At 69.7% G+C, this 11,986-nt stretch carries 18 protein-coding genes; all 18 read left to right on the top strand.

All coding sequences use genetic code 11. The features are described 5' to 3' along the window. Positions 1-27 precede the first annotated feature (27 nt). On the top strand, positions 28-330 hold the full coding sequence (locus tag V6U90_RS15965; RefSeq protein ID WP_334436482.1) for a hypothetical protein: 303 nt from the start codon (positions 28-30) through the stop codon (positions 328-330). A 192-nt stretch (positions 331-522) separates the two neighbouring features. Next, positions 523-1,173, top strand: coding sequence for a MarR family winged helix-turn-helix transcriptional regulator (locus tag V6U90_RS15960; protein WP_334436479.1), 651 nt, complete (start codon positions 523-525; stop codon positions 1,171-1,173). Continuing rightward, a complete protein-coding gene (locus tag V6U90_RS15955; protein WP_334436477.1) occupies positions 1,170-1,379 on the top strand; it encodes a hypothetical protein in 210 nt (69 codons plus the stop codon). Before V6U90_RS15960 ends, V6U90_RS15955 begins: the two co-directional genes overlap by 4 nt. A 93-nt stretch (positions 1,380-1,472) precedes the next feature. Then, positions 1,473-2,540: an AAA family ATPase gene (locus tag V6U90_RS15950; protein ID WP_334436475.1), complete on the top strand. Its 1,068-nt coding sequence runs from the start codon at positions 1,473-1,475 to the stop codon at positions 2,538-2,540. Then, the gene (locus V6U90_RS15945) at positions 2,537-3,073 is read left to right on the top strand and encodes a hypothetical protein (protein WP_334436473.1); all 537 of its coding nucleotides are present in this window, start codon (positions 2,537-2,539) and stop codon (positions 3,071-3,073) included. Before V6U90_RS15950 ends, V6U90_RS15945 begins: the two co-directional genes overlap by 4 nt. Before the next feature lie 70 nt (positions 3,074-3,143). Further along, on the top strand, positions 3,144-3,461 hold the full coding sequence (locus V6U90_RS15940; protein ID WP_334436470.1) for a hypothetical protein: 318 nt from the start codon (positions 3,144-3,146) through the stop codon (positions 3,459-3,461). Between the two features lie 186 nt (positions 3,462-3,647). After that, entirely contained in the window at positions 3,648-3,887 is a 240-nt protein-coding gene (locus V6U90_RS15935) for a hypothetical protein (RefSeq protein WP_334436467.1), read from the top strand. A 75-nt stretch (positions 3,888-3,962) separates the two neighbouring features. Next, positions 3,963-4,286: a hypothetical protein gene (locus V6U90_RS15930; protein ID WP_334436464.1), complete on the top strand. Its 324-nt coding sequence runs from the start codon at positions 3,963-3,965 to the stop codon at positions 4,284-4,286. Between the two features lie 143 nt (positions 4,287-4,429). After that, complete coding sequence (locus V6U90_RS15925; RefSeq protein WP_334436461.1) at positions 4,430-5,572, top strand: DUF2637 domain-containing protein; 1,143 nt, start codon at positions 4,430-4,432, stop codon at positions 5,570-5,572. Between the two features lie 17 nt (positions 5,573-5,589). After that, the gene (locus tag V6U90_RS15920; protein ID WP_334436458.1) at positions 5,590-5,988 is read left to right on the top strand and encodes a hypothetical protein; all 399 of its coding nucleotides are present in this window, start codon (positions 5,590-5,592) and stop codon (positions 5,986-5,988) included. Between the two features lie 540 nt (positions 5,989-6,528). Continuing rightward, positions 6,529-7,494, top strand: a complete 966-nt coding sequence (locus V6U90_RS15915; RefSeq protein WP_334436455.1) for a recombinase family protein — start codon at positions 6,529-6,531, stop codon at positions 7,492-7,494. 236 nt (positions 7,495-7,730) lie between these two features. After that, a complete protein-coding gene (locus tag V6U90_RS15910) occupies positions 7,731-8,015 on the top strand; it encodes a hypothetical protein (RefSeq protein ID WP_334436452.1) in 285 nt (94 codons plus the stop codon). A gap of 100 nt (positions 8,016-8,115) precedes the next feature. Continuing rightward, positions 8,116-9,090, top strand: coding sequence for a ParB/RepB/Spo0J family partition protein (locus V6U90_RS15905; RefSeq protein WP_334436449.1), 975 nt, complete (start codon positions 8,116-8,118; stop codon positions 9,088-9,090). A gap of 494 nt (positions 9,091-9,584) precedes the next feature. Then, positions 9,585-10,058 carry a hypothetical protein gene (locus tag V6U90_RS15900; RefSeq protein WP_334436446.1) on the top strand — a complete coding sequence of 158 codons (474 nt, stop codon included), beginning with the start codon at positions 9,585-9,587 and terminating at the stop codon, positions 10,056-10,058. Positions 10,059-10,360: 302 nt separating this feature from the next. Next, entirely contained in the window at positions 10,361-10,483 is a 123-nt protein-coding gene (locus V6U90_RS15895; protein WP_334436443.1) for a hypothetical protein, read from the top strand. A gap of 3 nt (positions 10,484-10,486) precedes the next feature. Continuing rightward, positions 10,487-10,765 carry a hypothetical protein gene (locus V6U90_RS15890; protein ID WP_334436441.1) on the top strand — a complete coding sequence of 93 codons (279 nt, stop codon included), beginning with the start codon at positions 10,487-10,489 and terminating at the stop codon, positions 10,763-10,765. Between the two features lies 1 nt (position 10,766). Then, positions 10,767-11,183 carry a hypothetical protein gene (locus V6U90_RS15885; protein ID WP_334436439.1) on the top strand — a complete coding sequence of 139 codons (417 nt, stop codon included), beginning with the start codon at positions 10,767-10,769 and terminating at the stop codon, positions 11,181-11,183. Positions 11,184-11,197: 14 nt separating this feature from the next. After that, the gene (locus V6U90_RS15880) at positions 11,198-11,689 is read left to right on the top strand and encodes a hypothetical protein (RefSeq protein WP_334436437.1); all 492 of its coding nucleotides are present in this window, start codon (positions 11,198-11,200) and stop codon (positions 11,687-11,689) included. Positions 11,690-11,986: the final 297 nt, after the last annotated feature.

The raw sequence follows: 11,986 nt of genomic DNA, 5'->3' as shown, positions 1-11,986 counted from the left end.
GCATCCGGCCGTGGGAGGAGAAGGGCAGTGAAGGTGAACCAGGCGAAGCTCAAGGCGGTCGCCCGGCAGGTGTCGGCACAGCTCGTGCAGTCGGGCCCGCTGGAGTTGCCGCCGGTGGTGGGACTCAAGGAACTGGTGCGGATGTTCGGGGTGAAGGACAACACGCCGTACCAGTGGCGGTCGAAGGGCGTGCTGCCGAAGGAGGACGGCGAGGTCAGCAACAACCCGGTGTGGAAGCTGACCACGATCTACGCCTTCGCCGAGGAGACCAAGCGGAAGATCGTGTGGGACCCGTGGGACGTCCTCGAACCCGACGACGCGGCGGCCTAGATATGAGCACGCCGGAACCCATTGCGGCCGTACATATCGGGTGTAGGGTGCCGGACAACGTCTCGGCCCCGCCAGGCGGTCATCTGGCGGGGCCGACATGGACGTACCCGGAACGGAGAACGGGTCGCACGCGCATCGTACGCCAGCTCGGGCGGCGCTGCGCTGGCGGCGCTGCACAGGGAGGCCGCCTGCATGGTGGACCGGTGGACGGTCGAGCGCGCGGTCAGGCACAAGGAATGCACGTTGGATCCGCCCGGCCGGCACCTCGTCTTGACGCTGCTGACCTGGACCGACCCGCACACGGCGGTGATCCCCGAGCGGTTCACGCCGAGCCTGACCGACTTGGAGGAGGCGACGGGGATGGCCCGCTCGTCGGTGGCCAAGTGGCTCAACAAGGTGGAAGAGGAGGGGTGGGTCGACCGGCATCGGCCAACGGTGGCCGACGCTCGACGCAAGAAGGCGAAGACGACGTACCGGATGCAGGTTCCGCCGGAGCTCCTGCGTCTGCTGACGGAACTGGGGGTGGTTGGTCCGCGAGGCGGACCAGTTGCGTCCGAATCGCCCCGGTCTGCTGGTCCGCGTCGCGGACCAGTCAAGGGGGCCGTTGGTCCGCCGCGCGGACTAACTCTGGTCCGTCAGGCGGACGAAGTTGGTCCGCCAGGCGAACTCAATCCATACAGGGATCAAGAACCGGTCGGTGGTCGTGGTGACGGCGACGACCACGCGTACATCGAAGGGCCGAACGGGCACTGTGCCGTGCCCGGGTGCAAGCGGTCGGCACCGCTGCACAGCCGTCGTATCAATGTGGTGTCCAGACGAGAGAGGAGCGTGATCGGGGAATGAAGGTGACCCTCGCGTCGGTAGAGGTCGCCCAGTGCCGAGACTGCGGCGGGGTGTTGGTGCCGGCCGGCGACGACTGGCGGCACCAGGAGAACACCGGCTGCACGGAGCTGGGGGCGCCGGTCATCTGCCGGCACGACGGCTGCGGCATGCCCGCCTCGGTCGGAGGTGAAGCCTGCTCGGGCTGCACGGCTCTTTTCGTGGCTTGAGGGTGTAGGGCTACGGTCATAGATAGCGACCGTATAAAGTCTATGTAGGACGTTCGTTCACGTGGAAAGGGACGAAGGATGAGTTCGAGGTTCATGCCAGCTACTCGCAAGAAGGCGAAGGCGCGGATCGCCCTCGCCGGACCGAGCGGTGCCGGCAAGACCCTGACCGGGTTGAAGCTGCTGTACACGCTGACCGGCGCGCAGACCGTCTCGGACGGCCTGGACCGGATCGCGTTCGTCGACACCGAGCGGGACTCGGCCGACAAGTACGCGGTCAACCCGGAGCTGCCCGGCGTCGGTGACATGACGCCCGACGAGGCCGGCGGCTACGGCTTCCAGAAGTTCTCGCCGGTCAAGTACGACCCGCGGCAGCTCGTCGAGCTGATCGACGAGGCGGCGAACGCCGGCTTCACCGGTTTCATGCTCGACTCGGCGTCGCACTACTGGTTCGGGCCGGGCGGCATCCTGGAGCTGGTCGACCTGTTCGCCCGCAACCACGGCGGCCGGTCGATGGACGGCTGGAAGGACGTGCGCCCGATCGAGCGGGCGTACATCGAGGCGCTGATGAGCTTCCCCGGACACGTCGTGGTGTGCCTGCGGTCGAAGCAGAAGTACGAGATCACCGAGGGCAGCGACGGCCGGAAGCAGGTGTCCAAGCTGGGCATGCAGCCCGACCAGCGTGACGGGCTGGAGTACGAGTTCGACCTGGTGGGCGACCTCGACCAGGGGCACTACCTGCGGGTGACGAAGAGCCGGTGCGACGCGTTGGCCGACCAGGTGATCCACAAGCCGGGCGCGGAGCTGGGCCACCAGCTGCTCGACTGGCTGGACAACGGCGAGCCCCCCAAGGAGGTCGACTGGCCGAAGGCCCTGTCCGCGTGCGCCTCACGGGAGGACCTGGAGATTCTGTGGCAGCGTGCGCAGCGCCTCGGCAAGACGCAGCGGCTGCGGGAAGCCTTCAACGCGCGAGGCGCGGAGATCGCCGCCGCGCGGCGGGTGGCCGAGGCCCCGAGCACCCAGCTCGACCGGGCGGCGACCGCGGCGGCCGGCGTGCGCGCCACGGACCCGGACACCTCGGAGGCGGCCGGAGCGCAGATGGCCCGTGACGCCGGACGGATGGCCAACGGCAGGCAGCCCGAGGCGGCGGGAGCGGGCCGGTGAGCGGGCCACAGGAGCGGGCAATGCGGGCGGCGGTGCTCAAGGCACTGCTCGACGAGGTGAAGAAGGTCTACGACCTGGCCCGCGCCGAAGCCGACTCCGGCATGGTCGGCCTGAACGGTTCGTTCGGCGTCAAGGCGATCGAGGTCCGGCTGCCGGGCCACGACGCCCCTGTGGCGCAGGTGACGCTCTCCGATCCGAAGCCGGGCTTCATCGTCGACGAGGCGGGGTTCCTCGCCTGGTGCAAGCAGGAGCACCCGTCGGAGGTGCAGGTGACGGTGCCGGCACCGGTCGAATCGGTGCGGCCGGCATGGCGGAAGGCGCTGCTCGCCCGGATGAAGGTCGAGCAGGACGGCACGGTGGTCGACGGCGAGACGGGCCGGGTTCTCGACTTCGTGGAAGTCGCGGAGCCGCCCCCGCCGTCGACGCGGCTGACCTTCAAGCCTGGCGGGCGTGAGGAGGTGGCGCGGGCCTACCGGGACGGCCGGCTGGCGCTGCCGGATCTGCTGGCGCTGCCGGCCAGTCCGCAGGAGTAGGGCAGGGCGGGGCCGGGTGGAGGACGACCGTCGCCCGGCCCCACCCCACGTCGGAGGTCGGAGGTGAGCGGTGGGCATCGACGCGAGGCTGGTGCGTGAGGGCTTGGTCGACGTAGAGGCGTTCGCCGGTGCCGCCGAGGTCGGCGCGGTAGGGGTGTGCGACACCTGCGCGGGGATGCTCTCCGGCTCCGCACAGGAGGGCGGCGGCCTGGTGTGGCTGACCACCCGATGTCGGGCGTGCGGCGCGGAGCGAACCGCGCCGGGTGGCCGAGCCCTGCCCCGCCCTGCGGGTCGAAGGCCGCCTCCCCCGGCGTGGCTGCTGGAGGCGGCGGCCGAGCTGGACGAGAGGCGGCTGGGGGAGCGGCCCGACCGCTCACAGCCTGCCTAAGCCGGGAGGGGCGACCTGCCCACTCCACCACCCGACAGGGCGCTCGGCGGTCTCCGTGGAGGCGGAGCCACCGGTACGTGTGACCTGCTACACGGTCCCGGTTGTACATAAAATTTGTACGCAGAGCTGGCCAAAGCATACAATGAATATGTACACACCGCCCCCCATCCTACAGAGGAGGAAGCAATGCTGAGCTTCGACGAGATCCTGGAGCGCGCCCTGCTGCTCGTCGCCGAGGACCTCGACCTGGAGACGGCCGCCGTCACGGCGGACGACCGCCCGCTGATCGGCGAGGACGGCGAGCCGATCGAGGTCAGCGAGGTCCAGACGCTGGCCGACGCGGGCGTCATGTGCTCGAACAACGGGCTCCTCATCCGGTGCACCAACGGGGCCGAGTACACCCTCACCCTCAACCGCCGCCGCTGACCGTCTCGGCGGGCGCGCCTCCAGCGCGCCCGCCGCTCCCGACCCAACCCGACCCAACCTGAGGAGAACCGAGATATGACCAAGCTGGCTGCCCCGACCGCGACCGCACTGGTGTGCACGCAGCGCATCGAGATCCCGACCTTCAACGCCGAGTTCGTGCCCGCGCAGGACGGCGGGCCGTGCACCGCTCGCGCCGTGGCCAAGCTGGTCACCGAGCACGGCAACGGCTGCATGTGCGGCGGCCTCTGCCTGGTGGGCAACGGCATGAGCGCGGAGCCGACCGGGCCCTGGACGGAGGAGCAGCTGTTCTGCGCCCAGCACCTGGAGGAGTACGAGCGCGCGATCTTCGCCAGCGAGCGGTACGAGGCGCGGGGCGGCGAGACCCTGACCCACCTGTAGAGATCAAGAACGGCCGCCCGGGTATCCCCGGGCGGCCTCGACCCGTTGGAGCGAAACCGATGGAAGGCAAGAAGGTGCCGGCGCTGCCGGCACTGCCGCTCGACGGCGGCACCGCCGCCGGGGCTGCCGGGTAGGTGCCGGCAGTGGTTCACGTGGAGAACGAAGTACCGGAGCGGCCGAGCAAGGGTGCCTGGGTGTCTGCGTGGCTGGCCTTCGGTGCCGGCATCGCTGCGTCCCTGGCGGCGAACATCGCGCATGCCGGTGCCGGTGCCGGCGCGAAGGCGGTTGCCGGCTGGGCGCCGCTGGCGCTGCTGCTGTGCTCGGAGGTGATGACGCGAGTGCCGGCACCGCGGCACCCGCTGCTGAAAGCGGCGCAGATCCTCGGCACGGTGATCGTTGCCGGCGTTGCCGCTCTGGCGAGCTACCGCCACATGCGAGGGCTGGCGCTCCAGTACGGCGAGGACAACTTGACGGCGAGCACCCTGCCGCTGTCCGTCGACGGCCTGGTGGTCGTGGCGTCGATCGGTTTGGTTGTGCTGTCGCAGATGCGGCACGCGGCGGTGGCTGCCGAGCGTGCTGCCGTCTTGGCCGCTGCTGCCGGTCGTGCTGCTGCCTCGGCTGCCGCTGGTGAGCGCGGGGCACCTCCGCCTGCTGCCGTCGCGCCACCTGCCCCGATGCCGGTGCCGGTGCCGGTGCCGCAGCGCGTAGCAGCCCTGGCGTCGTTGGTCGGCCCGGACCTGATGCCGGTGCCGACCCGGGAGCCGAATCCCGTGCCGGGCCAGGCGTCTGCTCCGGTGCCGGTGCCGGCGGTAGTGCCGGAGCCCGTGCCGGTGCCTGAGCGGGTGCCTGTGCCGGTGCCTGTGCCGGTGCCGGCGGCAGTGCCGGACCCGGAGCCTGAGCCCGTGCCGGCGGCAGTGCCGGTGCCGGTGCCGGACGCCGTGCCGGCGACCGGCATAGGACAGTTGCCGCTACCGAGCTTGACGCCCGTGGTCTCGCCCGAACCGTGGCCCCGGGACGCCGGCGGTACTGGCGAACGGCCGCTGCCGTACGACTTCGGCCCCGAGGTGGGGCGCCTCGATGCCGGAACTCGGAAGTCGTACGAGGAGGCGTACCGGCTCTACCTGGAGTCGGTCGAAGTCGGCAAACCTCTGACCGGCGAGCTGCTGGGTAAGGGGTGCGGCCGTAGCGAGCGGTGGGGCCGGAAGCGGATCGAGGACTGCGTGCGAGCGCGGAAACGTGCCGCCGTGAAACCGAGAGAGCTGGCGGCGACTGCCGCCGGAAAGTGAGGAGACCGATGGTGGGAATGGCAGTCGTTCGGGCCGAGCGTGAGGCGCAGTTTCCCGAGCACCCGTACGCCTGGGTGCTGACCCGGGATCGCGACCACGAGCTGCACGGCACGTCGGAGTCGGAGGTTGGGACGACCGGGCCGGGTCGGGCCACGAAGGAGATGCTGGAGCGGGCACGTGCGGAGGGGCGGCCGTTCCGCATGCTCGACCTGGGCGATATCGACGAGGGCGCGATCGCGGACGGGCGGGACGTTGACGAGGCTGAACGAGGCGTGGTCTACGAGGGCTTGATCTGGACCGCCGGCGACCCGGGCGGGCCGGAGGACTTCGGTCCGCTGCGCGACTTCGGCGAACCTCACTACGGGTGTGTCGACATCCAGTATCGCGACGCACGTGGCCGGTGGACTTCTCTGTAGTGGCGACCAGTCCGGCCGCAGTGATCTAATGAGACCGGCCTGCTCACGTGACGGCAAGGCCGGTCGCGGGCCTGGTCGGGTTGGCCGTCGGGGGACAGAAGCCTGACCAGGCCCGCGATGCGTCAAGATGGCAGTAGGAGCCCGGAATCTTCCCAGGTGGGAAGGTTCCGGGCTTCCTCTATTGCGGGAGGGTAACGACGGTGTACGCCGCAGGCGACGGGGGGATTGCGGCGGTACCTCATAGGTGCCTGTAGGTAGAACGGTGCCATGGGGCACTGCTAGCGTATAGGTGGCCAGTCGAGGGCTGGCCATTGTCGTGTGTCTGCCAGTTGAGGGAGGTAGATGCAGCGACCCGGTAGGTTCCCGACCGACGGTACAGCGCAGTGCCGGCGGGCGCCTCCGGTGTCGCCTGGCGGTAGGCAACCGTGCGAGCCGACCAAGAGGGCGGTGCGGTGGGCCGATCGCCAGCTCGGACAGGTGAATGCGTTGTCGAGACGGCGCGGCCCGCAACCCGCGCCGCCGCTAGCCCGGGAGTAGTGGGTGCGCTGTTACGGGTATGACGAGACCGGTCGGACGGTCATTCCGGCTGAGGCTGCGGTGATTCGCGAGGTCGTCAAGCGGGTCCTTGCCGGAGAGAGCATGAGGTCGGCGGTCGCCGATCTAAGAGCCCGCGGCGTCGAAACATCTGCTGGAAGACCCTGGACGCAGCAGTCACTGTCGCGTCTGCTGCGTAACCCGCGGTTGGCCGGCTTGAAGACCTACCGCGGAGATGTGGTGGGGAAGGGGCAGTGGGAAGCGATCATCGACCGGGAGACGCACAAGCAGCTGTTGAAGCTGTTGGACGACCCGGCTCGCAAGCAGCCGGCCGCCACGAACGTGCGGAAGTACCTCCTGTCCGGAGGGTTCCTGGCATGCGGCTACCCGCTTCCTGACGACGGCGGACCGGGTGTCCACGACTGCGGCAAGCCGCTCTACACGCAGCCGAGCAACAGCGGCAAGCGCGGGTACGTGTGCCGTTCCGGCAGCCCGAGCTACGGGTGCGGCCGAATTCGGATCGCCGCCGAAGCCCTTGAGGAGGAAGTGACCGTGCGCGCCCTGGCGCGGCTCGGGTCGCCGAAGGTCCGGGGTCGGCTGGAGGCTGCCATCGGGGCTGTGGGCAACACGGCTGAGCACGTCGAGGCAGCGATGAAGGCGCTGGAGGAGCGGCTGACCGAGGCGGGCCAGGAGTACGCGAAACGCCAGATCAGCATGGTGACGCTTAAGGCGATCGAGGCAGAGGTCGGCCAGGAGAAGAAGGCGGTGCGTGAACGGGTCGCCCAAGCGGAGCGGCTCCGAGGGTTGCCGGCGACGACGCCGGAGGCGCTGGCGGAGTGGTGGATAGACGCTCCGCTGGAGCGACGTCGAGAGCTGCTCGCTCTCGTCCTGGAGCGCATCGTGGTGAAGCCGGCTACCCGCCCAGGCATGGCTCGGCTGGATGTCGACCGCCTGGAGTTCGTCTGGAAGTGAGCGTCCGGTGTGGGCGGTCCGGTGTCAGCCGGGCCGCCCACTGTGCGTTAGTTGACAGGTTGCGATCGTTCGATCAGTCTTTGTGGCCTCATCGTTTGAGCAGGTAGAACCGTTTTCGGGCCTGTTGCTATCCGGCTGACCAGGACTAAGCTCTCTCCGTCTCAGGTTTAAGAGCGCCTTAAGGAGGCGGCCCTCCTATAGGGTCACAATCGGATAGCCCCAGCATCGAGGCAGCGGTGAAGCATGAGGTGGGGGAACTCTTGTTGCCACGGAAGCGCACGATCGAGGTACTGACGTTGGCCCAGCGGATTGCCGCCGAGGTGGAGTCCGGTCGAGTGGACGACGTGGAGATGGAGGACGAGACCCTGCGGCAGGTGGCGGCCATGCTCCGCCCCCCGTCGGTCTTGCCGGCGAACGGCGTGTTGAAGGCGACTCTGCTGAGCGCCTCTGCGTGCCTCGCCGGAACGGTCGGCGTTGCGGCCGGCGCACTCCGGTCCGCCCTCGTGATGGTGGGCGCGTGACCCCAGCAGGTCCGTACATACAATATTGACGGCAAGATCGTCCGCAGTCTACAATGAATATGTACGTAAGGCACGTACCGTTCATGTGGAAGGACGATCGATGGCAGCGAAGAGCGCCCTGCGTAGCATCCCGATCGGCAAGATCGAGGCGGATCCCGACCAGCCGCGGAAGGAGTTCACCGACGCCGAGCTGGACGAGCTGGCGGCCTCGTTGAAGAAGGTCGGCCAGCTCCAGCCGATCGCGGTGCGGAAGGCGGACAAGGCGGGCCACTACCGACTCGTCGTCGGCGAGCGGCGTTGGCGGGCCGCGCTTCGGGGTGAGATCGACTCGCTCCAGGCCCTGGTGTTCGAGATGGACGGCGACGAGGCGTTCATCGCGCAGATCGCCGAGAACGTCAACCGGCAGGACATGACCCCGATGGAGGAGGCTGCCGCGTACGCGCGACTGGCCGAGAAGGGCTGGGAGGTGGAGGCGATCGCGGAGCTGTTCGGCAAGACCCAGCCGTACATCGGGTGGCGCATCGACCTGCTCGGGTTGATCGACGACGCCAAGCAGCTCGTCGCCAAGGGGCACCTCCAGGTGGGCGTGGCCTGGTACGTGTGCAAGCTGTCGCCCGACCAGCAGCGGCGGTTCCTGGTGAAGTGGGCGCGGGGCGAGTTCTCGTCGGCGCGTGACGCTGAGGCGTTCGCCAAGGCGTGCCGGGATGCCGAGGCGCAAATCGAGATCCTGCGCCTCGACTCCGAGGAGCACGACGAGGAGGCGCAGGAAGAGCTGGTCAAGGAGCGCAAGAAGGTCGTGAGCAAGATCGACCGGCTGTCGACCGCCGGGACGATCCTGCACGAGTTGGCGCAGATGGAGCCGGTGGAGCTGGCGAAGCTGCTCGCCGGCGCCGAGGGCGGCGTGGCCGGGTACCGGCAGCGGGTCGATGACCTCAAGTCCCTGGCCGGGAAGGTGTCGGCGAAGCTGCGCAAGGCCCAGGCGCTCGCGGCGGCCGTGACGGTAGACCTGAACCCGGACGTTGTGGTGGTGCCGGGGGAGCTGGCGGACATGATGCCGGAGCCGGCGTCCCGGTAGTCCGTGGCTGGTGGGCGTCCCGCGCAGGGGCGCCCACCGGTGTGCTGGCGAGCTCTATCCGGGCCCTCGGCGGCTGCGTATGCTCCGACCGTGGCAGCCATCCTATACGGTCACAATTTGACCGCTGTGGCTCCTTGCCCTACAATGTTTATGTATAACTCTCGCCTTCTGGAGGTTATCGGTGCGCGCGGTGTGGTCAGGGTCCTCTGGGCTTGGCCGCTGCCGAGTGCCCCGGCAGACCTTCAGGAGGCGATGCGGCGAGCCCAGTCCGATCTGTACTGGCAGGCGCGGTTGTTGGACGCGGTCCCGCTCGGGCCGGCGACCTTTCGGGTTGCCCTCCATGCGGTGTTCGATGACCACGCAGGTCCGGCGCTCGTCGCGGAAGTAAGGGCAGCTCTGCTGCCGTCACCGAACGGAGAGGGGACTACTGTGTCCGCAAGCTGTACGGCCGCAATAAGCAACTGCGGCGGCCTCGGTCAGTCGGGGGATTCCGCGTGAAGTTGGACCCGAAGACCGAAGAGGAGGCCCGCCAGGTCAAGGCGGCCCTACCGGACTACCGGGCGGTCCGCGAGCTGGCCACCACAGCCCTGACCGCGATGGCGGAAGACCTCGACCTGGACCTCCGCGAGCGGGACGCCCGCGACCTGGCCGAGGCGGTGGTCGACGCGATCCAGAAGGCGGCAGAGCTGCGCGGCATCTCGTTCGCGTGCGAGATCGCCGATCAGGAGGTGGCCGCCAACGAACGGTGGCTGCTGGCTCCCGCCCGGAAGAAGGCGTCGACCAGCCCCGAGCACCGCAAGACCGTTCCCTACCTGGAGCAGTACGCCGACGGCGCGAGGAAGGTCCGCGACGAGCTGATAGACCGGCTGGCCCGGATCGGCCGGGAGTGGCTGGCCAGCCGACCGGCTGAGCCGGTGGTGTCGCTGACGCCGCCAGCCGACGCCGGCAGGGGAGCGAAGGCGGCATGATCGCGCCCGCCGCCCTTCCCAGCCGGGCTGGCCGGACGGGACGCCCTGCGGCCTCGGCGCTAGTCCGCGTGGCGGACCAGCGGCGGGCGTGGCTGCGGGTGGCGCACCTGGCCTACCGGCGGCGATCGGGCCACCGGCGGCGGGCCCGCCAGTGACCGGGGCGGAGCCGACGACGCGGGAGGGCCGGGCGCTGGCCCGGGCCCGAGCCGCTCGCCGCGAGTCCGGAGCGGAGCCGCCACCCCGGCGGCACCGCCCCGCCTCCGCAGCGCCGCCGCCGGCTCTGCCCCCGGGTCGACGACAGCGTGGCGCGGCTGGTCACCCGGTACCTCGCCGACGGCTACGAGCCGGACGAGGTGGCCGAGCGGCTGGGCGTCGACCACGGATGGTGCCGGGCGATAGCCGCCCGGCTTCGAGGAAGGAGGTAGCCGATGGCTGACCAGGTGACGACCAGCGTCGTGCTCGCGGTTGACGGAGCCGTTGTGGTGCCGCTGGTGACGGCGAGAGCGGTCCTGCCGCTGCCGCCGCTGCCCGAGCATCGGGCGGCGGCCGGCGAGGCCGGCGTTCCCGTCGAGGTGGAGCTGTTGACCGTCACCGGCCCTGCACCGGTGGTCGGAGCGGCCGTGAGCGCGCTGGGGGTCCACCTGGAGGAACTCATCCCGAAGATCGCACGCCTCTACTACGACCACGAGCCACCTCACGGAGGATGAGTTGAAGTTGTTCACGAGCCGCTACCAGCGGTTCCAGCCGGCGCAGGGAGCCCCGGTCCGGACGACCGTCGGCGCCCCGCGCTACCAGCTGCCGTACGACCTGGCCGGGTACGCCCGGTTGCTCGCCCCGAGCTACAACATGTTGAAGCTCGACGAGCAGCCGTACCGGCACATCTACGTCGAGCGACTGGAGTCCGCCGGGCTGGACGCGATCCAGGCCGAGCTGGCCGACATCGCGGACCAGGCCGAGGACGAGCGGCTGGTCCTCCTCTGCTTCTGCGACCTGTCGGTGCCGCCGCCGAACGCGTGGTGCCACCGCCGGATGTTCGCGGACTGGTGGCAGGAGAAGACGGACGAGGACGTCCCAGAACTGGCCGAGCGGCCGGCACCTCCAGCACCGACCCTGTTCGACTACTGACCGAAGGAGTTCACGTGGAACTGACTCTTGCGGCCCCGCCCGAGACGGCGGCCCCACCCCTCGACCTCGACCCCGAGCTGCTGCCCGGGGAGGCCGGGTACTTCGCCGGCGAGTGGCTGGCCTACGACTACGACGGCGGCCAGCGCTACGAGGGCGCGTACGCCGGCATGCTCATTGACCGGTGGCACGGCTGGGCCGTGTGGGAGTGCACCCGGGACGTGGCCACCGCCGTGGTGGTCGACCAGGAGATGCACCGCCGCCACTACCGGCAGCTGATGACCGTCGCCGGCCACGAGGAGCCGAGGCTGACCCAGCTCGTCGACGGCCCGGTGCCGCCCATGTCGTGGAGCGGGGATGCCATCGTCGTCGACCTCAGCGCGACCGGCGAAGGTATCGTCCGCATCGAGCCGAACGAGCGCGGCAGGTACGTCGTGATGGGCGGCCGGTGGTGCTGGGAGGAGATCCCTGTCGATCTGGCCGACTTCGTGTACGGGCAACTCGACTGACTGTGACCGGATAGGAGGGGGTCGGTGCGCCGCGCCGGCCCTCTCTCCGGTCGAGCCGTCCCAGCCTGTTCCCGCCGGGAACATCGCGGGGAACAGTGGGCCACCACCGGCCACAAGGGGCTACGACTGGACACGGGATGAGCAGCCGCCATAGGATTCTCCCAGCTCACAGCGGCCCTTCGTGGGGGTTCAAGTCCCCCCTCGGACACGAACCATACACCCACGGTCCGCGTTGAGATCCACTTCAGCGCGGACCGTTTGTGTTTCCGGCTGGTAGACGAGGTGGAGGCCGAGTTG

The organism is Micromonospora sp. CPCC 206060, from assembly GCF_036906895.1.
Lineage (GTDB): Bacteria > Actinomycetota > Actinomycetes > Mycobacteriales > Micromonosporaceae > Micromonospora.
This window is presented reverse-complemented; position numbering and strand designations above follow the sequence as displayed.